Source organism: Geodermatophilus ruber (genome assembly GCF_900114385.1).
GTDB lineage: Bacteria > Actinomycetota > Actinomycetes > Mycobacteriales > Geodermatophilaceae > Geodermatophilus > Geodermatophilus ruber.
The window spans coordinates 189,813-215,265 of record NZ_FOSW01000007.1 but is presented as its reverse complement, the minus strand read 5'-3'; the positions used below and the strand labels follow the sequence as shown (position 1 = coordinate 215,265).

20 protein-coding genes and 1 tRNA gene are annotated in these 25,453 nt (G+C 73.4%); 14 read left to right on the top strand and 7 right to left on the bottom strand.

Annotation, left to right across the window (positions count from 1 at the left end; translation table 11 throughout):
• The first annotated feature begins 27 nt into the window (after positions 1-27).
• From hisI to BMZ50_RS13295, 11 genes are all read left to right on the top strand, one after another.
• Positions 28-402, top strand: a complete 375-nt coding sequence (gene hisI, locus BMZ50_RS13345; RefSeq protein ID WP_091325307.1) for a phosphoribosyl-AMP cyclohydrolase — start codon at positions 28-30, stop codon at positions 400-402.
• Complete coding sequence (locus BMZ50_RS13340; protein ID WP_091325302.1) at positions 389-1,897, top strand: anthranilate synthase component I; 1,509 nt, start codon at positions 389-391, stop codon at positions 1,895-1,897. Before hisI ends, BMZ50_RS13340 begins: the two co-directional genes overlap by 14 nt.
• Positions 1,894-2,544: a TIGR02234 family membrane protein gene (locus BMZ50_RS13335; RefSeq protein ID WP_091325300.1), complete on the top strand. Its 651-nt coding sequence runs from the start codon at positions 1,894-1,896 to the stop codon at positions 2,542-2,544. The genes BMZ50_RS13340 and BMZ50_RS13335 overlap by 4 nt, the downstream gene beginning before the upstream one ends.
• A gap of 143 nt (positions 2,545-2,687) precedes the next feature.
• A complete protein-coding gene (trpC, locus tag BMZ50_RS13330) occupies positions 2,688-3,497 on the top strand; it encodes an indole-3-glycerol phosphate synthase TrpC (protein ID WP_091325298.1) in 810 nt (269 codons plus the stop codon).
• Between the two features lie 106 nt (positions 3,498-3,603).
• Positions 3,604-4,953: a tryptophan synthase subunit beta gene (gene trpB, locus BMZ50_RS13325; RefSeq protein WP_091325295.1), complete on the top strand. Its 1,350-nt coding sequence runs from the start codon at positions 3,604-3,606 to the stop codon at positions 4,951-4,953.
• Positions 4,950-5,768, top strand: coding sequence for a tryptophan synthase subunit alpha (gene trpA / locus BMZ50_RS13320; protein WP_091325292.1), 819 nt, complete (start codon positions 4,950-4,952; stop codon positions 5,766-5,768). The genes trpB and trpA overlap by 4 nt, the downstream gene beginning before the upstream one ends.
• A complete protein-coding gene (lgt, locus tag BMZ50_RS13315) occupies positions 5,765-6,736 on the top strand; it encodes a prolipoprotein diacylglyceryl transferase (protein ID WP_091325289.1) in 972 nt (323 codons plus the stop codon). Before trpA ends, lgt begins: the two co-directional genes overlap by 4 nt.
• A gap of 315 nt (positions 6,737-7,051) precedes the next feature.
• The gene (gene gltB, locus BMZ50_RS13310; RefSeq protein ID WP_218146237.1) at positions 7,052-11,743 is read left to right on the top strand and encodes a glutamate synthase large subunit; all 4,692 of its coding nucleotides are present in this window, start codon (positions 7,052-7,054) and stop codon (positions 11,741-11,743) included.
• Between the two features lie 50 nt (positions 11,744-11,793).
• Complete coding sequence (locus BMZ50_RS13305) at positions 11,794-13,296, top strand: glutamate synthase subunit beta (RefSeq protein WP_091325287.1); 1,503 nt, start codon at positions 11,794-11,796, stop codon at positions 13,294-13,296.
• Positions 13,297-13,419: 123 nt separating this feature from the next.
• Complete coding sequence (gene pyk, locus BMZ50_RS13300) at positions 13,420-14,835, top strand: pyruvate kinase (RefSeq protein WP_091325285.1); 1,416 nt, start codon at positions 13,420-13,422, stop codon at positions 14,833-14,835.
• A complete protein-coding gene (locus tag BMZ50_RS13295) occupies positions 14,832-15,725 on the top strand; it encodes an acyl-CoA thioesterase (protein WP_245753633.1) in 894 nt (297 codons plus the stop codon). The genes pyk and BMZ50_RS13295 overlap by 4 nt, the downstream gene beginning before the upstream one ends.
• A 13-nt stretch (positions 15,726-15,738) precedes the next feature.
• Here the strand turns inward: BMZ50_RS13295 and BMZ50_RS13290 are convergent, their stop codons facing one another.
• Together BMZ50_RS13290 and BMZ50_RS13285 are read right to left on the bottom strand one after the other, a co-directional pair.
• Positions 15,739-17,415 carry an aminotransferase class I/II-fold pyridoxal phosphate-dependent enzyme gene (locus BMZ50_RS13290; protein ID WP_218146236.1) on the bottom strand — a complete coding sequence of 559 codons (1,677 nt, stop codon included), beginning with the start codon at positions 17,413-17,415 and terminating at the stop codon, positions 15,739-15,741.
• 109 nt (positions 17,416-17,524) lie between these two features.
• Positions 17,525-17,598, bottom strand: a tRNA-Leu gene (locus BMZ50_RS13285).
• Positions 17,599-17,676: 78 nt separating this feature from the next.
• Between BMZ50_RS13285 and BMZ50_RS13280 the strand changes: the two genes are divergently transcribed.
• Positions 17,677-18,276 (top strand): ANTAR domain-containing response regulator, encoded by a 600-nt coding sequence (locus tag BMZ50_RS13280; protein WP_091325283.1) that lies wholly within the window; start codon positions 17,677-17,679, stop codon positions 18,274-18,276.
• A 192-nt stretch (positions 18,277-18,468) separates the two neighbouring features.
• On the top strand, positions 18,469-19,794 hold the full coding sequence (locus tag BMZ50_RS13275) for an ABC transporter substrate-binding protein (protein ID WP_091325281.1): 1,326 nt from the start codon (positions 18,469-18,471) through the stop codon (positions 19,792-19,794).
• A gap of 228 nt (positions 19,795-20,022) precedes the next feature.
• Here BMZ50_RS13275 and BMZ50_RS13270 read toward each other — a convergent pair whose 3' ends face one another.
• The 4 genes from BMZ50_RS13270 to BMZ50_RS13255 are packed head-to-tail and all read right to left on the bottom strand — an operon-like array spanning position 20,023 to position 24,174.
• Positions 20,023-20,877, bottom strand: a complete 855-nt coding sequence (locus tag BMZ50_RS13270; protein ID WP_218146235.1) for an ABC transporter ATP-binding protein — start codon at positions 20,875-20,877, stop codon at positions 20,023-20,025.
• Positions 20,874-21,851, bottom strand: a complete 978-nt coding sequence (locus tag BMZ50_RS13265; RefSeq protein WP_091325279.1) for an ABC transporter ATP-binding protein — start codon at positions 21,849-21,851, stop codon at positions 20,874-20,876. Before BMZ50_RS13265 ends, BMZ50_RS13270 begins: the two co-directional genes overlap by 4 nt.
• Positions 21,841-22,839 (bottom strand): branched-chain amino acid ABC transporter permease, encoded by a 999-nt coding sequence (locus BMZ50_RS13260; RefSeq protein ID WP_091325276.1) that lies wholly within the window; start codon positions 22,837-22,839, stop codon positions 21,841-21,843. The genes BMZ50_RS13265 and BMZ50_RS13260 overlap by 11 nt, the downstream gene beginning before the upstream one ends.
• A 3-nt stretch (positions 22,840-22,842) precedes the next feature.
• Positions 22,843-24,174, bottom strand: a complete 1,332-nt coding sequence (locus BMZ50_RS13255; protein WP_245753632.1) for a branched-chain amino acid ABC transporter permease — start codon at positions 24,172-24,174, stop codon at positions 22,843-22,845.
• 217 nt (positions 24,175-24,391) lie between these two features.
• On the opposite strand from BMZ50_RS13255, the gene BMZ50_RS13250 reads away from it, so the two are divergent.
• Positions 24,392-25,006 (top strand): GNAT family N-acetyltransferase, encoded by a 615-nt coding sequence (locus BMZ50_RS13250; RefSeq protein WP_143087167.1) that lies wholly within the window; start codon positions 24,392-24,394, stop codon positions 25,004-25,006.
• Between the two features lie 12 nt (positions 25,007-25,018).
• On the opposite strand, the gene BMZ50_RS13245 is transcribed toward BMZ50_RS13250, so the two are convergent.
• Complete coding sequence (locus BMZ50_RS13245) at positions 25,019-25,420, bottom strand: PaaI family thioesterase (protein WP_091325270.1); 402 nt, start codon at positions 25,418-25,420, stop codon at positions 25,019-25,021.
• Between the last annotated feature and the right edge of the window lie 33 nt (positions 25,421-25,453).

Sequence of the window (25,453 nt, the reverse complement as noted above, 5' to 3'; positions counted from 1 at the left end):
GGCGGCGCTGGATGGGACGATCGGGCCATGTCCGCCGCCCCGCCCGCCGACTCCGCGCTGGATCCCGCCGTCGCCGCGCTGCTGCGCCGCGACCCGGCCGGCCTGGTCGCCGCCGTCGTCCAGCAGCACGACACCGGCGAGGTGCTCATGGTCGCCTGGATGGACGACGAGGCGCTGCGCCGCACCCTCACCACCGGCCGGGCCACCTACTGGTCGCGCAGCCGGAGGGAGTACTGGGTGAAGGGCGAGACCTCCGGCCATCGGCAGTGGGTCCGCGACGTGCGGCTGGACTGCGACGGCGACGCGCTGCTGGTCCTCGTCGACCAGGAGGGCCCGGCCTGCCACACCGGCGAGCGCAGCTGCTTCCACCGCGAGCTGGAGGTGTCCCGTGCGACTCGGTGAGACGACACCCTCGCGGGAGGAGTTCGCCGCCCGCGACCAGGCCATGGTGCCGGTCACGCGACGGCTGCTGGCCGACGGCGAGACCGCCGTCGGTCTCTACCGCAAGCTGGCCGGCAACCGCCCCGGCACGGTGCTGCTCGAGTCGGCCGAGCAGGGCAAGCAGTGGAGCCGGTACAGCTTCGTCGGCGTGCGCAGCGCCGGCGTGCTCACCGAGCGCGACGGCCGCACCCAGTGGCTGGGGGAGCAGCTGCCGGGGCTGACCGACGACCTGCCGGCCGACCCGCTGGCCGCCGTCCGCACGCTGGCCCGCCGGCTGCGCTCCCCGCGCACCCCCGACCTGCCCCGGCTGACCGGCGGGCTGGTGGGCTACCTCGGCTACGACATCGTCCGGCGGCTGGAGCGGCTGCCCTCGACCAGCGTCGACGACCTCGGCATGCCCGAGCTGGCGCTGATGCTGATCACCGACCTGGCCGTGCTGGACCACACCGACGGCACGGTGCTGCTGATCGCCAATGCCCTGAGGGGCGCGGGGGAGGAGGGCACCGGCTGGGACGACGCCGTGGCCCGGCTCGACGCGATGGCCGCCGACCTCACCAAGGCGGTACCGCCGGGCGTGGCCACCTTCGCCACGGTCGAGGCGCCGCCGGTGACCAGCAACATGGCGCCGGGGGTGTTCGAGAAGGGCGTCGAGCAGGTGCGCGAGCACATCCGCGCCGGCGACGCCTTCCAGGTCGTGCTCGCCCAGCGCTTCGAGCTGCCCACCCGGGTGGAGGCGCTGGACCTCTACCGGGTGCTGCGCGCGACCAACCCGTCGCCCTACATGTACCTGCTGCGCTTCGCCGGGCGGCAGACCCCCTTCGAGGTCGTCGGCTCCTCGCCCGAGGCGCTGGTGACGGTGACCGGCGCGTCGGCCGTCGTCCACCCGCCGGCCGGTACCCGCCCCCGTGGCGCCACCCCGGACGAGGACGCCCGGCTGGCCGAGGGGCTGCTGGCCGACCCGAAGGAGCGCGCCGAGCACGTGATGCTGGTCGACCTGGCCCGCAACGACCTGGGGCGGGTGAGCGTGCCGGGGACCGTGGAGGTCCCCGACTTCATGCGGATCGAGTACTACAGCCACGTGATGCACCTGGTGTCGACGGTGGCCGGGGAGGTCGCCGGGGACTTCGACGCCCTCGACGTCCTCGACGCCACCTTCCCGGCGGGCACCGTCTCCGGGGCGCCCAAGCCGCGGGCGATGGAGATCATCGAGTCGCTGGAGCCGACCCGCCGGGCGCTCTACGCGGGGACGGTCGGCTACTTCGACGCCAGCGGCGACATGGACATGGCCATCGCCATCCGCACCGCTGTGCTGCACGAGGGCCGGGCCTACGTGCAGGCCGGCGCGGGGGTCGTCGCCGACAGCGACCCCGCGACCGAGGAGGCCGAGACCCGGCACAAGGCCCGCGCGGTGCTCTCGGCGATCGCCACCGCCGAAGGGATGCGGGAACTCCGGTGACGCCCCCGGCCCGCCGGGAGCTGGCCGCGGCGGTCATCGGCGCCGCGGTCGCCGGCGGCCTGGCGCTGTCGGCCGGGGGGCAGGCCTGGGTGACGGTCACCGTGAGCCGCCCGGCCCCCCTGCCCCCGAGCACCGAGGCCCTGACCGGGACCACGCTGGCGCCCCTGGTCCCCGCGGCCGGGCTGCTCCTGCTCGCCGCGGCGGTGGCGCTGGTTGCCGTCCGCGGGGCCGGGCGGGCGGTGGTGGGCCTGCTCGCCGCCGCCGCCGGCGGGCTGCTCGGCTGGTCGGGCCTGCGCCCCTTGCTCACGGACGTCGCGACGGCGGCGGCCGACGCCGTCGCCGCCGGCCCGTCCGGCGGCGCCCTCACCACCGAGGTGCACGCCGCGTGGCCGGTACTCGCGGTGGTCGCCGGGGTGCTGGCCGTGCTGGCCGGGCTGCTGACGGTCGTCCGCGGCCGGACCTGGCCCGGGATGGGGCGCCGCTACGAGCGGCAGGGCGGCACCGGGGGGAGCCCACGGGAACGAACCGACGAGGACCGCGCCGTGGACGCCTGGCGCGCCCTCGACCGGGGGGAGGACCCGACGGAGGAGCGGGACGGGGACCGACCCGGGCGCGACGACGGGGGCTCGAGCGCCAAGCGGCCTTGACTACCCCGGGCCCACCGGGCTCAACCACCGAGAACTGCTCCTCGGGTGGCCCCCCGGGCCGCGGCGGCCGTTCCCGCCTCTAGAGTGAGCCCACTGATCCGAAACCACCGGGATCCCATGGTGATCCCCAGCGGGGTGAACGCGTGACTGTCCTCGACGAGATCGTCGCCGGTGTCCGTGCGGACCTGGCCGCGCGGGAGGCGGTCACTCCGCTGGCCGAGGTGCGGGCCGTCGCGCAGGACGCCCGTCCGGCGCTCGACGCACTGGCCGCACTGCGCGCTCCCGGCGTCGGGGTCATCGCCGAGGTCAAGCGGCAGAGTCCCTCCAAGGGCGCGCTGGCCACCATCCCCGACCCCGCCGTCCTGGCGCAGCAGTACGCCGCCGGCGGGGCCCGGGTGATCAGCGTGCTGACCGAGCGCCGCCGGTTCGGCGGGTCGCACGCCGACCTCGCCGCCGTCCGCGCGGCCGTCGACGTGCCGATCCTCTGCAAGGACTTCGTGGTCACCAGCTACCAGGTGCACGAGGCCCGGGCCCACGGTGCCGACGTCGTCCTGCTCATCGTCGCCGCCCTCGAGCAGAACGCCCTCCTGGGCCTGCTCGAGCGGGTGGAGTCCCTCGGCATGACCGCGCTGGTCGAGGTGCACACCGAGGCCGAGGCCGACCGCGCGCTGGCCGCCGGCGCCTCGGTGATCGGCGTCAACGCCCGCGATCTCACCACCCTGGACGTCGACCGGTCGACCTTCGAGCGGATCGCCCCGGGGCTGCCCTCGACCGTCGTCAAGGTGGCCGAGTCCGGCGTCCGCGGCCCGCACGACCTGATCAGCTACGCCGCCGCGGGCGCCGATGCGGTGCTCGTCGGCGAGGGACTGGTCACCGCCCGGGACGCGCGTCAGGCGGTCGCGGACCTGGTCACCGCCGGGTCGCACCCGGCGACGCCCCGCGCCACCCGCTGACCCTGCGCCCCGTCCCGGCGGGGACGGGGCGCGGTGCGGTGGCGTTCCGCGCGTGTCCCGATCACCCGCTGCACCGCGCGGGCCCGCGGCACGGGACACTGTGCCCATGACGACGACCAGCCCACCGCAGCCCGGAGCAGACCTCCAGCCGGCGCGCCCGAGCTGGCCCGACGCCACCGGTCACTTCGGCATCTTCGGTGGCCGCTTCGTCCCCGAGGCGCTGATCGCCGCCCTCGACCAGCTGACCGAGGCCTACGAGGCGATGCGGACCGATCCCGCGTTCCTGGAGGAGTTCGCCCGCCTGCAGCGCGACTACACCGGCCGCCCCAGCCCGATCACCGAGGTGCCGAAGTTCGCCCGGCACGCCGGCGGGGCCCGGGTGCTGCTCAAGCGCGAGGACCTCAACCACACCGGCTCGCACAAGATCAACAACGTGCTGGGCCAGGCTCTGCTGACCAAGCGGATCGGCAAGACGCGGGTCATCGCCGAGACCGGCGCCGGGCAGCACGGCGTGGCCACCGCGACGGCGGCGGCGCTCATGGGCCTGTCCTGCACCGTCTACATGGGCGAGGAGGACACCCGCCGGCAGGCGCTCAACGTCGCCCGGATGCGGCTGCTCGGCGCCGAGGTCATCCCGGTCACCACGGGGTCCCGGACGCTGAAGGACGCGATCAACGAGGCGTTCCGCGACTGGGTCACCAATGTGGAGACCACCAACTACGTGTTCGGCACGGTCGCCGGCCCGCACCCCTTCCCGGAGATGGTCCGCGACTTCCAGCGGGTCATCGGCGACGAGGCCCGCGCGCAGGTGCTCGAGCGCGAGGGCCGGCTGCCCGACGCGGTGCTCGCCTGCGTGGGCGGGGGCTCCAACGCGATCGGGATCTTCACCGCCTTCGTCCCCGACGAGGGGGTGCGGCTGATCGGCCTGGAGGCCGGCGGCGACGGGCTGGAGACCGGCCGGCACGCGGCCACCATCACCGGCGGCACGCCCGGGGTGCTGCACGGCGCCCGCTCCTACCTGCTGCAGGACGACAACGGCCAGACCATCGAGTCGCACTCGATCAGCGCAGGGCTCGACTACCCCGGCGTCGGCCCGGAGCACTCCTACCTGCACGACATCGGCCGGGCCGAGTACCGGGCGATCACCGACGCGGAGGCCATGGAGGCCTTCGCGCTGCTGTGCCGGACAGAGGGCATCATCCCGGCGATCGAGTCCGCGCACGCCCTGGCCGGCGCGTTGAAGGTGGGGGAGGAGCTGGGGCCGGACGCGCTGCTGCTGGTCAACCTCTCCGGCCGCGGCGACAAGGACGTCGAGACCGCGTCGCGCTGGTTCGGGCTCGGCGACCGCGAGGACGTCGACCCGGGGCCGGGCCTGGACACCGAGCAGCAGCCCACGGAGGGCGCGGTCGCCGCCGGCGACGCCGTCGCCGGGCAGGAAGCGGGGGAGACCGCGTGAGCAGCAAGCTGGCCGATCGCATCGCCGCGGCGAAGGCGGAGGGGCGGGCGGCGCTGATCGCCTACCTCCCGGTGGGCTACCCCACCGTCGAGGGCTCGATCGCGGCGATGGTGGCGGCCGTCGAGGGCGGCGCCGACATCGTCGAGGTGGGCGTCCCCTACAGCGACCCGGGCATGGACGGCCCGGTCATCCAGCAGGCGGTCGACGTCGCCGTCCGTGCGGGCGTGGGCATGCGGGACGCGCTGCGCGCCGTCGAGGCGGTGGCCGCCGCCGGCGCCGTCCCGGTGGTGATGAGCTACTGGAACCCGATCGAGCGCTACGGCGTCGAACGGTTCGCCGGCGATCTGGCCGCCGCCGGGGGAGCGGGGGCCATCACCCCCGACCTGATCCCGGACGAGGCCGGCGCGTGGCTGGCCGCCGCCGAGCGGGCCGACCTCGATCGGGTCTTCCTCGTCGCGCCGTCGTCCACCGACGCCCGCCTGGTCTCCACCACGGCGGCCTGCCGCGGCTTCGTCTACGCGGCCTCCACCATGGGGGTCACCGGGACGCGGGCCACGGTGAGCGACGCCGCCGAGAAGCTGGTCGCCCGCACCCGGGCGGCGGCGCCGGACCTGGCGGTGTGCGTGGGCCTGGGCGTCTCGAACGGCGACCAGGCCGCCGAGGTGGCCGCCTTCGCCGACGGCGTCATCGTCGGGTCGGCGTTCGTGCGGTGCGTGCTGGACGCCGAGGACGAGGCCGCGGGCGCGGCGGCGACCCGCCGGCTGGCCGGGGAGCTCGCCGCGGGCGTGCGCCGGCACGAGAGCGCGCCCGCATGACCTCCCTCGCGGCGCTCCCGAGCCCCACCCAGGGGGTCTGGGAGCTCGGCCCGCTGCCGATCCGCGCCTACGCCCTGTGCATCATCGCCGGGATCGTCGCGGCCATCTGGCTCACCGAGAAGCGCTGGGAGGCCCGCGGCGGGGCCAAGGGCGACGTCCTGGACATCGCCGTCTGGGCCGTTCCCTTCGGCATCGTCGGCGGCCGGCTCTACCACGTCCTCTCCAGCCCCCGCGCCTACTTCGGCGAGGGCGGCGACCCGCTGCGCGCCTTCGCCATCTGGGAGGGCGGCCTGGGCATCTGGGGCGCCATCGCCCTCGGCGGGGTCGGGGCCTGGATCGCCTGCCGGCGCAAGGGCATCCCGCTGCCGGCCTTCGCCGACGCGCTCGCCCCCGGGCTGCTGGTCGCCCAGGCGATCGGGCGGCTGGGCAACTGGTTCAACAACGAGCTCTACGGCGGCCCCACCGACCTGCCCTGGGCGCTCACGATCTACGACTGGGACGGCGCCCGCGCGGTGGTGGGCCCCGGCGGCGAGCCGGTGGTGCTGGGCACCTTCCACCCCACGTTCCTGTACGAGCTGCTGTGGAACCTGGCCGCGGCGGCCTTCGTGATCTGGGCCGACCGGCGGTTCCGCCTCGGCCACGGCCGGGTCTTCGCCCTCTACGTCGCCAGCTACTGCGCGGGGCGGCTGTGGATCGAGCTGCTGCGCAGCGACCCCGCGGAGACCTTCTTCGGCGTCCGCCTCAACGTGTACACGTCGCTGATCGTCGGCCTGCTCGCGGTGGCCTACCTGGTCTGGCAGCGCGGCCGTCCGCGGGAGGTCCTCACCCGCGGAAGTGACAAGTCAGACACTCCCCGTGCAGGAACGGGGGAGGACCGCCCGCCCGCGCCCGCCGCGCCGGCCCGGGAGGCCGGGCGGAGCGACGAATCCGCAGGTGAGGCCGGTCTCCCGGACGCCGGGACGACCTGAGCGGGACGCGCCGGAACGGGGTTCACGCGTGTGAGGCCCGTGTTACGGATGTGTACCCTTCACCCAGACCTCCCAGTGATCCTGGGGGTCCCAACCGTCGGAACCGGGCCAGCGCCGCCCCGCGGACGACAGCCTCGGGACACCCCTCCCGGGGCTAGCGAGCCAGTGCGGCAGGTGGTCCCCGACCACCTGCCGCTCCCCGGCTCCCCGCAGTGCTGCCCTCTCCGCCCTCTGACCACCCGGCCCGGGCTCCTCGCCCCCCGCCCGCCCGTCACCGCCGACGGCCGCGGACGGCGTGCCGACGACGGGAGTGACATGTCCGAGTTCCCCGCCCCCGCCACCGGGTCTCCCGCCTCCGGCACGGCGTCCGCCGCCTCCGGCGGCACGGCCGTTCCCTTCTCCGCGGTGCCGCCGGCCGTGGGCCTCTACGACCCGGCCAACGACAAGGACGCCTGCGGCGTGGCCTTCGTCGCCGACGTGCAGGGGCGCCGCTCCCGGAAGATCGTGGCCGCCGGCCTGACCGCGCTGCACAACCTCGATCACCGCGGCGCGGCCGGCTCCGAGCCGAACTCCGGTGACGGTGCCGGCATCCTCACCCAGATCCCCGACGCCCTGCTGCGGGCCGAGGTCGACTTCGACCTGCCCCCGTTGGGGGAGTACGCCGTCGGCGTCGCCTTCCTCCCGGTCGACGAGGCCGAGCGGGCCGCGCGGGTCCAGGACGTCGCCCGGATCGCCGCCGAGGAGGGGCTGACCGTCCTCGGCTGGCGCGAGCTGCCGGTCGACGCGGATGGCGCCGACGTCGGCCCGACCGCCCGCGCGGTCATGCCGCACTTCGCCCAGGTGTTCGTCGCCGAGACCATCGGCGCCCGCGCCGACGCCGCCGCCTTCGGCGGCAACATCGTCTGCAACGGGGTCACCCGGCTGGAGCGGCGCGCGTTCGTGCTGCGCAAGCGCGCCGAGCGGGCCGCGTCCGAGGCGGGCAGCTCGCTCTACGTCGCCTCGCTGTCCTCCCGGACGATCACCTACAAGGGCATGCTGACCACCGACCAGCTGCCCGCGTTCTTCCCCGACCTGCGCGACGAGCGGTACGAGTCGGCGATCGCGCTGGTGCACAGCCGGTTCTCCACCAACACCTTCCCGAGCTGGCCGCTGGCCCACCCGTTCCGGGTGATCGCGCACAACGGCGAGATCAACACCATCAAGGGCAACCGGAACCGGATGCGGGCCCGCGAGGCCAAGCTGGAGACGGCGCTGTTCGACGGCCCGGCCGGCCCCGCCTCGGAGCTCGGCCTCGACCGGATCTTCCCGGTGACCGCCGCCGACTTCAGCGACTCGGCCACCTTCGACGAGGTGCTCGAGCTGCTGCACCTGTCCGGCCGCTCGCTGCCGCACGCGGTGCTCATGATGATCCCGGAGGCGTGGGAGAACCACGACGAGATGGACGCGGCCCGCCGGGCCTTCTACCGCTTCCACTCCTCGATCATGGAGCCGTGGGACGGGCCGGCCGCGGTCGCGTTCACCGACGGCACGCTCATCGGCGCCGTCCTCGACCGCAACGGGCTGCGCCCGGGCCGCTGGTGGCACACCAAGGACGACCTGGTCGTGCTGGCCAGCGAGGTCGGCGTGCTCGAGATCCCCGACGCCGAGGTCGTCGCCAAGGGCCGGCTGCAGCCGGGCCGGATGTTCCTCGTCGACACCGCGGCGCAGAAGATCGTCTCCGACGAGGAGGTCAAGGGCGCCCTGGCCGCCGAGCACCCCTACGAGGACTGGCTGCACGCCGGCCTGGTGCACCTCCCGCAGCTGCCCGAGCGCCGCCGCGCCCGGCCCAGCCACGAGTCCGTCGTCCGCCGGCAGCTGCTGTTCGGCTACACCGAGGAGGACCTGCGCGTCCTTCTCACCCCGATGGCCTCGGCGGGCGCCGAGCCGATCGGCTCGATGGGCACCGACACCCCGGTCGCGGCGTTGTCGGATCGCTCCCGGCTGCTCTACGACTACTTCGGTCAGCTGTTCGCCCAGGTGACCAACCCGCCGCTGGACGCCATCCGCGAGGAGCTGGTGACCAGCCTCGGGCGCACCTTCGGGCCGGAGCAGAACCTGCTGCACGCCACCCCGGCGTCCTGCCGGCAGGTCTTCCTGCCCTTCCCGGTCATCGACAACGACGAGCTGGCCAAGATCCTGCACATCGACGACGACGGCGACCTGCCCGGTTACGCCGCCGTGCGGATCACCGGCCACTTCGACGTCAACGGCGGTGGGAAGGCGCTCGCCGAGGCCGTCGAGCAGCTGCGCACCAAGGTCAGCAAGGCGATCGCCGCCGGGGCGCGGATCCTCGTGCTCTCCGACCGGGACTGCGACGAGAACCGCGCGCCGATCCCCTCGCTGCTGATGACCGCCGCCGTCCACCACCACCTCGTGCGGGAGAAGACCCGCATGGAGGTCGGCCTGGTGGTCGAGTCCGGCGACTGCCGCGAGGTGCACCACGTGGCGCTGCTGCTCGGCTACGGCGCCGCCGCGGTCAACCCGTACCTGGCGTTCGAGTCGATCGAGGACCTCATCCGCGACGGCGTCCTGACCGGCGTGGAGCCGGGCCAGGCCGTCCGCAACATGGTCAAGGCGCTGGGCAAGGGCGTCCTGAAGGTCATGAGCAAGATGGGCATCAGCACCGTCGGCTCGTACACGATGGCGCAGATCTTCGAGGCCGTCGGCCTGTCCCAGGAGCTGGTCGACGAGTACTTCACCGGCACCTCCGCCCCCCTCGACGGCGTCGGCATCGACGTGCTCGCCGAGGAGGTGGCCATGCGCCACCGCCGGGCGTACCCGGCCAACCCGGCCGAGCGGGCGCACCGCCGGCTGGAGACCGGCGGGGAGTACCAGTGGCGCCGCGAGGGCGAGGTGCACCTGTTCAACCCCGAGACGGTGTTCCTGCTCCAGCACGCCACCCGCGCGCGGCAGTACGACGTCTTCGAGAAGTACACGACGACCGTCGACAAGCTGTCGGAGGAGGCCGCCACCCTGCGCGGGCTCTTCACGCTGAAGACCGGCGAGCGGACCCCGGTGCCGCTCGACGAGGTCGAGCCGGTCAGCGAGATCGTCAAGCGCTTCTCCACCGGCGCGATGAGCTACGGCTCGATCTCGCAGGAGGCGCACGAGACCCTGGCCATCGCGATGAACCGCCTCGGCGGGAAGTCCAACACCGGTGAGGGTGGCGAGGACCCCGACCGGTTCACCCCGGACCCGAACGGCGACCTGCGCCGCTCGGCGATCAAGCAGGTGGCCAGCGGCCGCTTCGGCGTGACCAGCGAGTACCTGGTCAACGCCGACGACATCCAGATCAAGATGGCGCAGGGCGCCAAGCCCGGCGAGGGCGGCCAGCTGCCCGGCCAGAAGGTGTACCCGTGGGTGGCCCGCACCCGGCACTCGACGCCGGGCGTCGGGCTGATCAGCCCGCCGCCGCACCACGACATCTACTCGATCGAGGACCTCAAGCAGCTGATCCACGACCTGAAGAACGCCAACAACGAGGCGCGGGTCCACGTCAAGCTGGTCAGCGAGGTCGGGGTCGGCACGGTCGCGGCCGGGGTGAGCAAGGCCCACGCCGACGTCGTCCTGATCTCCGGGCACGACGGCGGCACCGGCGCCGCGCCGCTCACCTCGCTCAAGCACGCCGGCTCGCCGTGGGAGCTGGGGCTGGCCGAGACGCAGCAGACGCTGCTGGCCAACGGCCTGCGCGACCGCATCGTCGTGCAGTGCGACGGGCAGATGAAGACCGGCCGCGACGTGATCGTCGCCGCGCTGCTCGGGGCCGAGGAGTACGGCTTCGCCACCGCTCCGCTGGTGGTCTCCGGCTGCGTGATGATGCGCGTCTGCCACCTGGACACCTGCCCGGTCGGCGTCGCCACCCAGAACCCGGAGCTGCGCAAGCGGTTCACCGGGCGGCCGGAGTTCGTCGTCACCTTCTTCGAGTTCCTGGCCGAGCAGGTCCGGCACTACCTGGCCGAGCTGGGCTTCCGGTCCCTCGACGAGGCCATCGGCCACGCCGAGTTGCTGGACACCCGCCGCGCGGTGGACCACTGGAAGGCCGCCGGGCTGGACCTCTCGCCGATGCTGGTCGTGCCGGAGCTGCCCGAGGGCGCGCCGCGGCACCGGGTGCGGGAGCAGGACCACGGCCTGGACGTCGCCCTGGACCAGACCCTCATCCAGCTGTGCGAGGGCGCGCTGCTCGACGCGCGGCCGGTCACCCTCGAGCTGCCGGTGCGCAATGTCAACCGCACCGTCGGCACCATGCTGGGGTCGATGGTCACCCGCCGCTACGGCGGGGAGGGCCTGCCCGAGGGCACGATCGACCTGACCTTCACCGGGTCGGCCGGTCAGTCCTTCGGCGCCTTCGTGCCGCGCGGCATCACCATGCGGCTGCTCGGTGACGCGAACGACTACGTCGGCAAGGGCCTGTCGGGCGGCCGGATCGTCGTCCGCCCCTCGCGGGAGGCGACGTTCGCCGCCGAGGACAACGTCGTGGCGGGCAACGTCATCGGCTACGGCGCCACCGGCGGGGAGATCTTCCTGCGCGGGCGGGTCGGCGAGCGGTTCTGCGTCCGCAACTCCGGGGCCCTGGCGATCGTGGAGGGCGCGGGCGACCACGCCCTGGAGTACATGACCGGCGGCCGCGCGGTGATCCTCGGCCCCACCGGGCGGAACATCGCGGCCGGCATGTCCGGCGGCGTCGCCTACGTGCTCGACCTGGCCCGGCACCGGGTGAACACCGAGATGGTCGACATCGACCCGCTGGACGGGGAGTCCGCGCAGTGGCTGCGCGACGTGCTCGTCCGCTACCACGGGGACACCGACTCCCCGGTGGCCGGCGCCCTGCTGGCCGACTGGGGCCGGTGGTCCGAGCGGTTCAGCGTGATCATGCCGCGCGACTACCGGCGGGCGCTCGAGGCCCGGCGGGCCGCCGAGGCCGCGGGCACGGACGTCGACCTCGCCGTCATGGAGGCCGCACGTGGCTGACCCGCGCCGCTCCCTGCCCCTTGGACCCCTCGGCCCGAAGGAGACCCGCCGTGGCTGACTCCACCGGCTTCCTCAAGCACGACCGGGCGCTGCCACCGCGCCGCCCGGTCGACGTCCGGATCCTGGACTGGAAGGACGTGTACCTCGCCCGCCAGAACGGCGAGGACGCCGTCTTCCCGGTGGCCGCGGTGCGCCAGCAGGCCGCCCGCTGCATGGACTGCGGCATCCCGTTCTGCCACCACGGGTGCCCGCTGGGGAACCTGATCCCGGAGTGGAACGACCTCGCCCGCCGGGACGACTGGACCGAGGCCATCGAGCGGCTGCACGCCACCAACAACTTCCCGGAGTTCACCGGGAAGCTGTGCCCGGCGCCGTGCGAGGGCTCCTGCGTCCTGAACCTCCAGGAGTCGCCGGTCACGATCAAGCAGATCGAGTGGGAGATCATCGACCAGGCGTTCCAGCGTGATCTGGTGCGCCCCGTGCCGGCGCAGGAGAGCACCGGCAAGAAGGTTGCCGTCATCGGTTCCGGCCCCGCCGGGCTGGCTGCCGCCCAGCAGCTCACCCGGGCCGGGCACGAGGTGACCGTCTACGAGCGGGCCGACCGGGTCGGCGGGCTGATGCGCTACGGCATCCCCGAGTTCAAGATGGAGAAGGCCGTCCTCGACCGGCGGCTGGACCAGATGCGGGCCGAGGGCACCCGGTTCGTCACCGGCGTCGAGGTCGGTGGCAGCGGTGCCGACGACCTGTCGGCCGAGCAGCTGCGGGCCCAGTACGACGCCGTCGTCCTGGCCGGCGGCGCCACCATCGGCCGTGACCTGCCCGCTCCGGGCCGGGAGTTCCGGGGCATCCACCTGGCGATGGAGTACCTGCCCTTCGGCAACCGGCAGGCCCTCGGCGAGCTGGACGAGCCGCCGATCAACGCGCACGGCAAGCACGTCGTGATCATCGGCGGCGGCGACACCGGCGCCGACTGCCTGGGCACCGCGCACCGGCAGGGCGCGCTGTCGGTGACCCAGCTGGAGATCATGCCGCCGCCGCCGGACCGGCGGGACCAGAACAGCAACCCCTGGCCCACGTACCCGATGATCATGCGGGTCTCCAGCGCGCACGAGGAGGGCGGCGAGCGGCTCTACAGCGTCAACACCGAGCGCTTCCTGGGTCATGAGGAGGGCCCCGCCCAGGGCAACGTGCGCGCCCTGCTCATCCACGAGGTGGAGCGGGTCGACGGGCGGTTCCAGAAGGTCGAGGGGACCGAGCGGGAGCTCCCGGCCGACCTGGTGTTCCTCGCCATGGGCTTCACCGGCGCGCAGCGCGAGGGCCTGCTCGACACCCTGGGCGTGGAGATCGACGGCCGCGGCAACGTGGCCCGCGACGGCGAGTTCATGTCCACCGTGCCCGGCGTCTTCGTCGCCGGTGACATGGGCCGTGGGCAGTCGCTGATCGTGTGGGCGATCGCCGAGGGCCGGGCGGCGGCCGGTGCCGTCGACGCGTGGCTCACCGGGGAGTCGATGCTGCCGCGGCCGGTGACGCCGACGGCGGTCGCGCTGCGCTGAGCGCACCCTGACCGGCCGGGGCCGGGTCCTGCCACAGGCGGGGCCCGGCCCTGCTGGTCGGTGGGCGATCGTCACACCCCACCCTCCCGGCGCCGCCAGGGTCCTCCCACTAGCGTTCAGGGCATGTCCCGCCGCGCCAAGATCGTCTGCACGCTCGGTCCGGCGACCAGCTCCCTCGAGCAGGTCACCGCCCTCGTCGAGTCCGGGATGGATGTGGCCCGGCTGAACTTCAGCCACGGCTCGCACGCCGACCACGAGAAGGCCTACCGGCTGGTGCGGGAGGCCTCGGACCACACCGGGCACGCCGTGGCCGTCCTGGCCGACCTGCAGGGCCCCAAGATCCGGCTGGGCACGTTCGCCGAGGGGCGGGCGCACTGGGAGACCGGCAGCCGGGTCTGCATCACCGTCGAGGACGTCCCGGGCACCGCCGAGCGGGTCTCCACCACCTACAAGGGCCTGTCGGCCGACGTCAAGGTCGGGGACCGGCTGCTGGTGGACGACGGCAAGCTGGCCCTGTCGGTGGTCGGCGTCGACGGCCCGGACGTGCAGTGCCTCGTGGTCGAGGGCGGTGAGGTCTCCAACAACAAGGGCCTGTCGCTGCCGGGGGTCGCGGTGAGCGTGCCGGCGCTGTCGGAGAAGGACGCGGAGGACCTGCGCTTCGCCCTGCACCTCTCGGTCGACTTCGTCGCGCTCTCCTTCGTCCGTTCGCCGCGCGACGTCGAGCTGGTGCGCGACATCATGCGCCAGGAGGACGTGCACGTCCCGGTCATCGCCAAGCTGGAGAAGCCCGAGGCGGTGGAGAACCTCGAGGCGATCGTCGAGGCCTTCGACGGGATCATGGTCGCCCGCGGCGACCTGGGCGTGGAGCTGCCGCTGGAGCAGGTGCCGCTGGTCCAGAAGCGGGCCGTGCAGGCCGCCCGGGAGCGGAACAAGCCGGTCATCGTCGCCACCCAGATGCTCGAATCGATGATCAGCTCGTCGCGGCCGACCCGCGCCGAGGCCTCCGACGTCGCCAACGCCGTCCTCGACGGGGCGGATGCCGTCATGCTGTCGGGGGAGACCTCGGTGGGCCGCTACCCGATCGCCGCGGTGCGGACGATGGAGCGGATCATCGACGCGGTCGAGAGCGACTCGGTGCGGGCCCCGGAGCTGGTCCGCCGGTCGCGGTCCCGCTCGGGGGCGATCGTCCGTGCGGCGCGCGACATCGGGGAGTCCCTCGACGTCCGGGCGCTGGCCACCTTCACCCAGACCGGGGACACCGCCCGCCGGCTGGCCGCGCTGCACCCCCGCCAGCCGCTGCTGGCCTTCACCGTCGACGCCCGCGTGCGCAGCCAGCTGGCGCTGTCCTGGGGCGTGGAGACCTTCCTGGTGCCCGAGGTGCAGCACACCGACGACATGGTGCAGCAGGTGGACTTCTCGTTGCTGGCCATCGGCCGGCTCAAGGAGGGCGACCGGGTGGTCGTGGTCGCCGGCAGCCCGCCCAACACCGTCGGGTCCACCAACCTCATCCGGGTGCACGAGGTCGGTACCGACTCGTGAGCGGGACCGCGGGGCCGCTCGAGCCCGCCGAGACCTCGCAGGCCGCGGCGCTGATGGGCGTGCTCGACCTCGAGGAGCGCGAGCGGGACGTCTTCGTGGGGCAGACGCCCACCACCCGGTTGCAGCGCATCTTCGGCGGGCAGGTCGCCGGGCAGGCGCTCATGGCCGCTGGCCGGACCGTCCCCGGTGAGCGGTTCGGGCACTCGCTGCACGCCTATTTCCTGCGGCCCGGTGACCCGCAGGAGGAGATCCGCTACGCCGTCGATCGGATCCGGGACGGGCGCTCGTTCTCCACCCGCCGGGTCGTGGCGTGGCAGCACCGCAGGGGCGAGGAGGTGGCCATCTTCGCGCTGACCGCCGACTTCCACGCCGGCGAGCAGGCGGTCGTGGAGCACGCGGTTCCGATGCCCGACGTGCCGGCACCCGCGGAGCTGCCCTCGCTGGCCGAGGTCGCCGCCCGGCACGACGCGAGCGATTCGTCGAGCCTGGAGATCAGCCGGGCGGTCGAGCAACGGCTGCTGGAGGACCCGTTCGAGCGCCGGCTCAAGCAGCCGCCGGACACCTCCACGCGGGTGTGGATGCGGGTGGCCGGGCGGCTGCCCGACGACCCCGCCGTGCACAGCGCGGCGCTGGCCTTCGTCAGTGACCTCACGCTGCTGGGCGCCGGGCTGGCCCGGGTCGGCGGCTGGGGCGAGCACGAGGGGGCCAGCCTCGACCACGCGGTGTGGTTCCACGCCCCGGTGCGGGCCGACGACTGGTTCCTCTACGAGACCGACAGCCCGGCCGCCTCGCGGGGCCTGGCGCTGTGCTTCGGCCGGATCTGGTCGGCCGACGGCACCCACGTCGCCACCGTCGCCCAGGAGGGGCTGCTCCGCGCCGGCGGGCGCTGAGCAGCCCCCGCGTTCAGCTCCCGGAGCGCGAGGCGGCGTCGGCCTCGTCCGGGACGGGCTCCGAGTCCGTGCCCGGCGGCACGTCGGCGGGGCCGGCCGGCAGGTCCTCCTGCGCCGCGGCCTGCGTGGCCGTCTCGTCCTGCGTCGCCGGCGCCTCCGCCGGTGCCGCGAGGGCCGCTCGGCGCTCGGCGTCGAGCCGGGCCCGCTCGGCGGCGGACTCGGCGAAGTCGGCGGCCAGCCAGTCGTGCCCCTCGCACAGCAGCGCCCAGACCCGCTCGACGTGCGCCCGGGTCGTCGTGGGCGCACCGACGGCCACCCGCAGCACCACCTGCCCCCGGACGGTGGTGTGGGTCAGGAACACCTCGCCGCCGTCGTTGAGCCGCTCCATCAGGGTCATCGTGGCCACGTCGGCGTCCACGTCGGCGGCCCACCGCGGCCGCAGGCACACCAGGGACAGCGGGTGCGGCACGACCACGTCGAACCGGTCGTCGGCGTCGACCCAACCGGCCAGCTCCTGGGCCATCGCCACCCCGGAGCGGATGTGCGCCCGCAGCCCCTCCGCGCCGTACCAGCGCAGCACGAACCACAGCTTCAGCGCCCGGAAGCGGCGACCGAGCTCGATCTGCCAGTCGCGGTAGTCCACGACGCTGCCCGCGTCGGTGGCGGCGTTGCGCAGGTACTCCGGCAGGATCGCCAGCGCGCCGGTGAGCGCGGCCCGGTCGGCGACCCAGAACAAGGTGGCGTCGAAGCCGGTGAGCAGCCACTTGTGGGCGTCGGTGGTGTAGCTGTCGGCCCACTCGACGCCGGCCTGCAGCGGGCGCAGCTCGGGCGCCACGGCGCTCACCCCGGCGTAGGCGGCGTCCACGTGCAGCCAGACGCCGTACTTCTGGCAGATCGGGCCGAGTTCGGCCAGCGGGTCGATCGCCGTGGTGGACGTCGTCCCGACCGTGGCGCAGACGAGCACGGGGCGAAAGCCCCGGGCGGTGTCCCGCTCCAGCCGCGCGGCGAGGGCGGCCGGGCGCATCGCCAGGTCCGCGTCGACCTCGACCAGCCGCACGGCGTCGCTGCCCAGGCCCGCGATGCGGACGGCCTTCTCCATGGAGGAGTGCGTCTCGCTGGAGACGTAGACCGTGTACTCCTCCGGGCTCACCCCGTTCCGCACGGTCGCCCCGCTGCTGGCCCGGTGCAGTGCCGCGAGCAGCGCCACCAGGTTCGCGGCCGAGCTGGTGTCCTGGACGACGCCGCCGCCGGTCCCGGTGGAGCGGAACGACTCCGGCAGGCCGAGCAGCTCGGCGAACCAGTCCATGACGTGCTGCTCGAGCTCGGTGGCCGCGGGACTCGTCACCCACGACATGCCCTGCACGCCGAGGCCGGCCGAGACGAGGTCGCCGAGAACCGAGGGGCCCGAGGTGTTGGCGGGGAAGTAGCCGAAGAAGCCGGGATGCTGCCAGTGCGTGAGCCCGGGCACGACGACGCGATCGAGATCGGCGAGGACGGCTGAGAACGGTTCGCCCTGCTCGGGGGCCGACGGCGGGAGCGCCTCGCGCACGTCGCCCGGGGCGACGGGGGAGCGCACCGGGAGGGAGCCGACCCGGGTCCAGTAGTCGGCGATCCAGTCGACGACCTCGTGACCGTGCTGCCGGAACTGCTCGGGCGTCATGTGCGGGGGTGTCGGGATCGGCTCGCTCACGGCCCCACCGTATGGGGCGGCCGGCGCCCGGGGGCGGTGCCCCCGCTGCGACTCGAACGCACACTGCGCGGGTTGTGAATCGCTCAACCGTGTCGTGGTGGTGCCTGGGTGCCCCCGGTGCGACTCGAACGCACACTGCGCGGGTTTTGAATCCGCTCCCTCTGCCGATTGGGGTACGGGGGCGCGCCGGAACCGGGGCTCCGGCTGCCCGAGCAGCCTAGCCCGACGGCGTTACCCGCCCCGCATCGCTAGGCTCCGCCCGTGAGCAGCGAGCCGATCCGGGTCCTGATCGCCGAGGACGAGGCCCTCATCCGCCTCGACCTCAAGGAGATGCTGGAGGAGGAGGGCTACGCGGTCGTCGCCGAGGTCGGTGACGGGCAGCAGGCGGTCGAGCGCGCCGCCGAGTTGCGGCCGGATCTGGTGATCCTCGACATCCAGATGCCCGTGCTGGACGGGCTCTCCGCTGCCGAGCAGATCGCCACGGCCCGCATCGCACCGGTCATCGTGCTCACCGCCTTCAGCCAGCGTGAGCTGGTGGAGCGGGCGCGGGACGCCGGCGCGATGGCGTACCTGGTCAAGCCGTTCTCCAAGAACGACCTGGTGCCCGCGATCGAGGTGGCCCGCGCCCGGTTCGCCGAGCTCGCCGCCCTCGACGGTGAGGTCCGCACGCTCGAGGAGCGGCTGGAGACCCGCAAGGTCGTGGAGCAGGCCAAGGGCAAGCTCATGGCCGAGCAGGGGCTGACCGAGGCCGAGGCGTTCCGCTGGATCCAGCGGACGGCGATGAACGAGCGCACCTCGATGAAGGCCCTGGCCCAGCAGATCCTCGAGCCGGTGTCGGCACCCGAGGCCGCGGCGGACTGAGACCCGCGTCTCCTCCCGGAGGGGTGCGGCCCGGCACGTGTCCGCCGTCCATCCGGGAGGTCACAACGTCATCACGGTCCTGTCGCCCCCGGTTCGGGGCCCGTGGGCAGCCGCTACCTTCCCCCCACTGATCCGGTCGCCCCCGCACGGGACGGCCCGGTGCATGACCGACACGACAGTGGGAGTTGCTTGATGCGCACTGGCACCTTGGCCCGGAGCATCGCCGTCTCGGGTGCCGCTCTGCTCGTCCTGACCGCCTGCGGCGGGGACGACGAGGGCGGCAGCGCGAACGGGGGCGGCGACGGCGAGAAGCTGGTCAACGTCTACGGCGTCGACGGCAACACGGCGAACGGCACCGGGGACGACTTCAGCGAGAACGGTGCCCTGGCCGGCATGCGGGGCACGCAGCCGCTCACCGACCTCGGCGAGGACTTCATGAGCCGCCTGCGGGAGGTCGACCCGAACCTGCAGGACTTCAACTACGCCGGTGAGACCTACGACGCGGCCATCATCATCGCGCTCGCGGCGCAGGCGGCCGGCACCAACGACGCCAACGTCTTCAAGGACTACGTCAACGGCATCACCTTCGGCGGCGAGCAGTGCACCGACTTCGCCGCCTGCCTGGAGATCATCAACAACGGCGGCAACGTCGACTACGACGGCATCTCCGGCCCGCTGAGCTTCACCGATGCCGGTGAGCCGGCCCAGGCGAGCATCGGCCTCCTCCAGTTCGGGGACGACAACCGGCTGGACGCCGACGCGACCGATTTCGTCATCACCGGCGACGAGGCGAACGCGGCCACCGACGAGGGGCCGGCCTACGCCCCGGCCGGGACGACCGGCGAGCCGCTGGTGATCGGCACGCTGCTGCCGCTGACCGGGAACCTGGCCTTCCTCGGCCCGCCGGAGGTCGCCGCCTCCAAGCTGGCGATCAACGACATCAACGCCGCCGGCGGCGTGCTGGGCCAGCCGGTGCAGCTGGTCGAGGGCGACTCCGGTGACACCTCGACGGACACGGCGACCCAGACCGTCGACCGGCTGCTGCAGGCCGGCGCCAACGCCATCATCGGTGCCGCGTCGTCGAGCGTGAGCCTCACGGTCATCGACGCCATCACCGGGGCCGGCGTCCTGCAGTTCTCGCCGGCCAACACGTCGGACCAGTTCACCGACTACAACGACAACGGGCTGTACTTCCGCACCGCGCCCCCGGACACGCTGCAGGCCCGCGCCCTGGCCGACATGATCATCGCGGACGGCAACAACACCGTGGGCATCCTGGCGCTGAACGACTCGTACGGCACCGGCCTGTCGGAGAACACGAAGAACAACCTGATCGAGGCCGGGCTCTCCGAGGACGACATCGTCGACCTCACCTACGACCCGCAGGCGGCGAACTACGACGCCGAGGTGCAGGAGATGGTCGACTTCAACCCCGACGCGATCGTGGTCATCGGGTTCGAGGAGTCCTCCCGGATCCTGCAGGGCCTCAACGACCAGGGCATCGGCCCCCAGCGCTGAGCGTCCCGACCGGGTGACTGACCCGGTAGAGCCACCGCAGTGGCCCGGCACCCCTCGTGGTGCCGGGCCACTGTGCTGTCCGGGCCCGGTGCCACCGCGGCTCCGGCGGCCCGCGCGGCCGCGGACCACTCCTCCGACCCCGGCGACCGATTCGGGCTGCCCGGCGCCGACGCCCGCCCGATGCTGCGTGACATGGCCGCCGCTGCGCGGCGTCGTCCGAGGAACGGGTTACCGGGCCTTGGCCAGGGTCCCCAGGTAGAGCTCGATGACCTTGGGGTCGTGCATGAGCGACTCGCCGGTGTCGGTGTAGGCGTTGCGGCCCTGGTCGAGGACGTAGCCGCGGTCGCAGATCTGCAGGCAGCGGCGGGCGTTCTGCTCGACCATGATGATCGAGACACCGGTGGCGTTGATCCGCCGGCAGCGGATGAAGACCTCGTCCTGGTAGGCGGGGGAGAGGCCGGCGGAGGGCTCGTCGAGCAGCAGGACCGAGGGATCCATCATCAGCGCCCGGCCCATGGCCACCATCTGGCGCTCGCCGCCCGACAGCGCGCCGGCCTTGCCCTTGCGCCGCTCGCCGAGCAGCGGGAACAGGTCGATGACGTAGTCGAAGCGTTCCTTGAACGTCTTCGGCCGCAGGTAGACGCCCATCTGCATGTTCTCCTCGATGGTGAGCGAGGGGAACACGTTGTTGTTCTGCGGCACGTAGCCGACGCCGAGGGAGACCAGGCGGTGCGCGGGGGCGGAGGTGATGTCCTCCCCGCGCAGCGTGACGGTGCCCGAGCGCACCGGGATGAGGCCGAACAGCGTCTTGAGGAGGGTGGACTTGCCGGCGCCGTTGGGGCCGATGATGCCGACGAGCTCGCCCTCCTGCAGGTAGAAGTCGCACCCGCGCAGGATGTTGACCCCGGGCAGGTACCCGGCGACGAGGTCGTCGGCGCGGACGAGCGCGCCCTCGGCGAGGCGGACGTGCTCCTCCCGCGTGGCGGCCTTCTCGGCGGGGGAGAGGGTGCTGGTCGTGGCGGCCTGGTCGGCCCGGGTGCGGTCCTCGCCGGACTCGTCCACCTCGAAGAGGGGGGAGCTCATCGGTCGGTCCTCTCCTGCGGCGGTACGTCGGAACTGAGGACCTCGCCCTCCACGTGCTCCTCGCGGGCGATCTCCCGCTCGGCCTGGGCGAGGACGCGATCCTCCTCCTCGACGGTGAGCGGGGCGTCGTGGTGGGCGCCCAGGTAGGCGTCGACCACGGCCTGGTTCTGGCTGATCGACTCCGGCGGCCCCTCGGCGATGACCCGGCCGGAGGCCATGACCACCACCCAGTCGCTGATGTCGCGCACGACGTCCATGTCGTGCTCGACGAAGATGACCGTCATCCCTTGCTCGCGCAGGTCCTTGACGTGGCCGAGCAGGCTCTGGGTCAGGGCAGGGTTCACCCCGGCCATCGGCTCGTCGAGCATGACGACCTGGGGGTCACTCATCAGCGCCCGGGCCATCTCGAGCAGCTTGCGCTGACCGCCGGACAGGGTCCCGGCGAAGTCGTCCTTCTTGGAGTCCAGCTTGAACCTCGCGAGAAGGTCCATCGCCTTCTCCGTGTTCTCTTTCTCCTGCTGGCGCCAGATCCCGGGCACCAGCGCCCGGAAGAAGCTCTCCCCGCGCTGATCCTGCGCCCCGAGCAGCATGTTCTGCAGCACGGTGAGCCGGGCCAGCGCCTTGGTGAGCTGGAAGGTGCGGACGACGCCGAGCCGGGCCACCCGGTGTGGCGCCAGCTTGCCCAGCGGCCGGCCGTCGAAGGTCCAGCTGCCGGCGTTGGGCTGGTCGAAGCCGGTGAGCAGGTTGAACAGGGTGGTCTTTCCGGCCCCGTTGGGGCCGATCAGGCCGGTGATGCCGCCGCGCTGGATCTCCAGGTGGTCGACCGCGACGGCGGTGAGCCCGCCGAAGGTGCGGGTGACGCCGTCGACGACGATGGCCGGGTCGGGCTTGGCGACGCCGACCTCCCAGGCGACGTCGCGCAGCGCCGCCCGCGCCAGCCGCTGAGGCTCGGGGGAGCGGGGGTCAGCGGGCATCGAGCATCACCTCTCGTCGGTCACCGAAGATGCCCTGCGGTCGGAAGACCAGCAACAGGATGAGCCCGAGCCCGACCAGGACGAAGCGGATCTGCGCGACGTCGGTGGAGGACAGCAGCTCCGAGGGGATGACCCCGTTGTCGATCAGCGCTCGCAACAGGGTGTCGGCGAACTGCAGGATGAACAGCAGCAGCATGGCGCCGACGACCGGCCCGAGCACGCGGGCGGCGCCGCCGAGGATGAGCGCGGCGTAGGCGAGGAACGTGTTGGCGTTCTGGTACTGGTCGGGCACGGCCGACCCGGTCCCGACGGCGTAGATCATGCCGCCGAACGCGCCGACGACGCCGCCGAGGACGAGGGCCTGCATCTTGTAGACGTAGACGTTCTTGCCCAGGGCGCGGACGGCGTCCTCGTCCTCGCGGATGGACTTGAGGACCCGGCCCCACGGGCTGCGCACCAGCGCCCACACCAGCAGGCAGGCCAGCGCGACGAGGACCCACCCGACCAGGGCGACCCACAGCTCGGCGCCGGACCAACTGGTGCCCAGGAACCGGTACCGGCGGGCGGTGTCCCACGGGGCCAGGGCGATGAAGTCGCCGTTGAAGGCAGAGAGGCCCCGGGTGCCGTTGGTGACCGGCGTGGCCGACACCGACCGGAACAGCAGCCGGAGCCCCTCGGCGGTCGCGATGGTCGCGATCGCGAGGTAGTCGGCGCGCAGCCGCAGGGTGGGCAGGCCCAGCAGCAGGGCGAGGACGACGGCGGCGAGGACGCCGACCAGCACACCCACCCAGAACGGCAGGCCCCACTTGCTGACCGAGATGGCGATGCCGAAGCCGCCCAGCATGGCAAAGGCGATCTGCCCGAAGTTGAGCAGGCCAGCGTACCCGAACTGGACGTTGATGCCGATGGCCAGCAGCGCGAAGAAGATCGCCTGGAAGCCCAGGGCCGCCTTGCCGGCGACGGTGAGGGCGTCGATCAGCTCACCCATGACTCAGCCGACCCGCACGCGGCTGCCCAGGATGCCCTGGGGCCGGATGACGAGGATGACGATCAACAGCAGCAGTCCTCCGACGTACTTGACGTCATTCGGGATGACGAGGGTCGACATCTGCACGAACACGCCGACGATGAGGCTGCCCACCAGCGCCCCGTAGGCCGTGCCGAGGCCGCCGAGCGTGACGCCGGCGAACATGAGCAGCAGCAGCCGGAAGCCCATGTCCCACTGGACCTGGTCGGACAGCCCCAGCAGCACACCGCCGAGTGCCGCTAGCGCGCCGCCCATGAGCCAGACCACGAGGATGACCCGGTTGACGTCGATGCCGGAGGCAGCGGCGAGGTCGCGGTTGTCGGCGACCGCGCGCATCGCCTTGCCGATCCTGGTCCGCTGCAGCATCACCGCGACCAGCAGGAGGACGACGATCGAGATGATGATCGAGGCCACGGCCCGGTCGGTGAGGGTGAACAGGCCGTAGTCCACGGCCCGGCCGGGCTGGAACCGGTAGGGGCTGGAGCGGCCGCCGTAGACGATCTGGATCAGGTAGCGCAGCAGCAGCGAGAGCCCGATGGAGATCACCAGTGCGGCGACGAGCCCGGTGCCCCGGCGGCGCAGCGGCCGCCACAGGGCCAGTTCGTTGAGCGCGCCGACGGCGGCGCCGACCACCATCGCGATGATCGTGGCCGGGATCAGCGGGACGCCGCCCTCCACGTTGATGAACCAGGCGACGACCGCCCCGATGGTCACCAGTTCGCCGTGCGCGAAGTTCGTCAGCCCCGTCGTCCCGAAGATCAGGGAGAGCCCGACGGCGCACATCGCGATCAGCAGCCCGAAGCGGATGCCGTCGACGAGCAGCTGGACGGCCCGGACCGTGCCGCCGCCGGAGTCCCGGCTGCCGTCGGAGAGGCCGATGATGACCGGCTCGCGCCGGTTCTCGTCGACGGTGACGGTGCGGCTGTCCTCCCCGGCCAGCTCCACCCCGTCGGGGAGGTCGTCGGCGTCGAGGGTGACCACGTACTCCCCGGGGCCGGGGAGGTCGACCGACCAGCGGCCCCGCTCGTCGCTCTCGACGGTCTCGATCTCCTCGCCGCCGGGCGTGGTGACCTCGATCTGGACGCCCCCGATGGGGCCGCTCCGGCTGGTCTGCAGGGTCCCGAGGAGCTGCTCCCCCTCCGCGGAGGCCACCCCCGGGGTGAGGGCGGCGATGCCCGTGGCGAACACCGCGACGAGGAGCAGGCGCAGCAGGGCCCACCGGCGGTCCCGGGCGGCGGGTTCTCCGGGGCCGGTCCAGCGTCCCGGCCGTCGGAATCGCCCTGGCGCGTGCGTCACTCGACCTCCCAGCGGGTGTGGTGAGGCAGGACCGTAACCCAGCTCACCCACCCGCTCCTGTCCTCGGGATGAGCTGTGACCTTTCCGCGACACGCTGCTTCTGTCACGCCCGTACCAGGGGGCGGCGCGCCGTCGTGCCCCCGGGCCGGTGGAGGTGCACGCTCTGGCCACCGTCCAGGGGAGGGCTCCTGTGCCAGGAACAGGTTCGCGGTCCCGCGTGGGTACGCGCACGGCGCGTCCCGACGATCTGCCCGCCGTGCTCGCCCTGGTGCGCCAGCACCGGTCGGAGGCACATGCCGAGGGCGTCCTCACCGGGCAGACACCCGGGGCCGCCACAGCGGCCGGCTTCCGCCGGCTGCTCGCCGATCCGGGGCACCGCGTGGTCCTCGCGGTGCTGCCGGGGCCGAACGCGGCCCGCGGGGACGGCGCCGGCGAGCTCGTCATCGGGCTGGCCGTCCTCGGGCTCGACCCGCTGTCGGTCGTGCTGGGGGTCCCCCAGGTGACCGTCGACAACCTGGTGGTGCACCGCGACCACCGCCGGTGCGGCGCCGGCGCGGCGCTGCTGCGGGCCGCGGTGCAGCACGCGGTCGACTCCGGCGCGGACCACGTGGTCGCTGCCGTCGGCGGGCACGAGGCGGAGCGGCAGCGGTTCTTCGTGCGGATGGGCTTCGCGCCGCTCACCACCCGCCGGATCGTGCCGCGGGAAACCCTCGCCCGGTCGCTGGCGGCGTGGCAGCGCGGCGGCGTGACCATCCCGGTCCCGCGCCGTCCTCCGGTGCGCCGCCGGCCGATGGGCCGGGTCGTCCCGCTGCTCGACGCCGCCGAGGGCTGAGCCGGCTTGCGGTCAGCCGCCGAGCATGCAGGTCAGCCGGGCCGTGGCCGTCGTCCGGCCGGCCTCGTCGGTGACCTCGACCAGGAACGTGGCCAGCGTCCGGCCCCGGCGTACCGGGGTGGCCACCGCGGTGACGACGCCGCTGGTGGCCGCGCGCAGGTAGCTGACGTTGAGCTCCACCCCGACGCACCGCCGGCCGGGCCCGGCGCCCAGCGCGGCCGCCCACGAGCCGACCGTCTCCACCAGGGCGCAGGTGGCCCCGCCGTGCAGCAGCCCGGCCGGCTGCTGGTTGCCCTCCACCGGCATGGTGGCCACCAGGTGGTCGGGGTCGTAGTCGGTGATCTCGATGCCCAGCTTCTCGTCGAGCGGGCTGATGTGGCCGGTGGGCAGCCAGTCGGGTCGAGCGAGGGTCACCCCGGCACGGTAACCAGCGCTCGCTCAGCGGCC

Bases quoted from the DNA above. Each gene is read 5' to 3' on its own strand.
- hisI (WP_091325307.1), top strand. From the start codon at position 28: ATGTCCGCCGCCCCGCCCGCCGACTCCGCGCTGGATCCCGCCGTCGCC.
- trpB (WP_091325295.1), top strand. From the start codon at position 3,604: ATGACGACGACCAGCCCACCGCAGCCCGGAGCAGACCTCCAGCCGGCG.
- lgt (WP_091325289.1), top strand. From the start codon at position 5,765: ATGACCTCCCTCGCGGCGCTCCCGAGCCCCACCCAGGGGGTCTGGGAG.
- gltB (WP_218146237.1), top strand. From the start codon at position 7,052: ATGTCCGAGTTCCCCGCCCCCGCCACCGGGTCTCCCGCCTCCGGCACG.
- pyk (WP_091325285.1), top strand. From the start codon at position 13,420: ATGTCCCGCCGCGCCAAGATCGTCTGCACGCTCGGTCCGGCGACCAGC.
- BMZ50_RS13275 (WP_091325281.1), top strand. From the start codon at position 18,469: ATGCGCACTGGCACCTTGGCCCGGAGCATCGCCGTCTCGGGTGCCGCT.
- BMZ50_RS13270 (WP_218146235.1), bottom strand. From the start codon at position 20,877: ATGAGCTCCCCCCTCTTCGAGGTGGACGAGTCCGGCGAGGACCGCACC.
- BMZ50_RS13265 (WP_091325279.1), bottom strand. From the start codon at position 21,851: ATGCCCGCTGACCCCCGCTCCCCCGAGCCTCAGCGGCTGGCGCGGGCG.
- BMZ50_RS13260 (WP_091325276.1), bottom strand. From the start codon at position 22,839: ATGGGTGAGCTGATCGACGCCCTCACCGTCGCCGGCAAGGCGGCCCTG.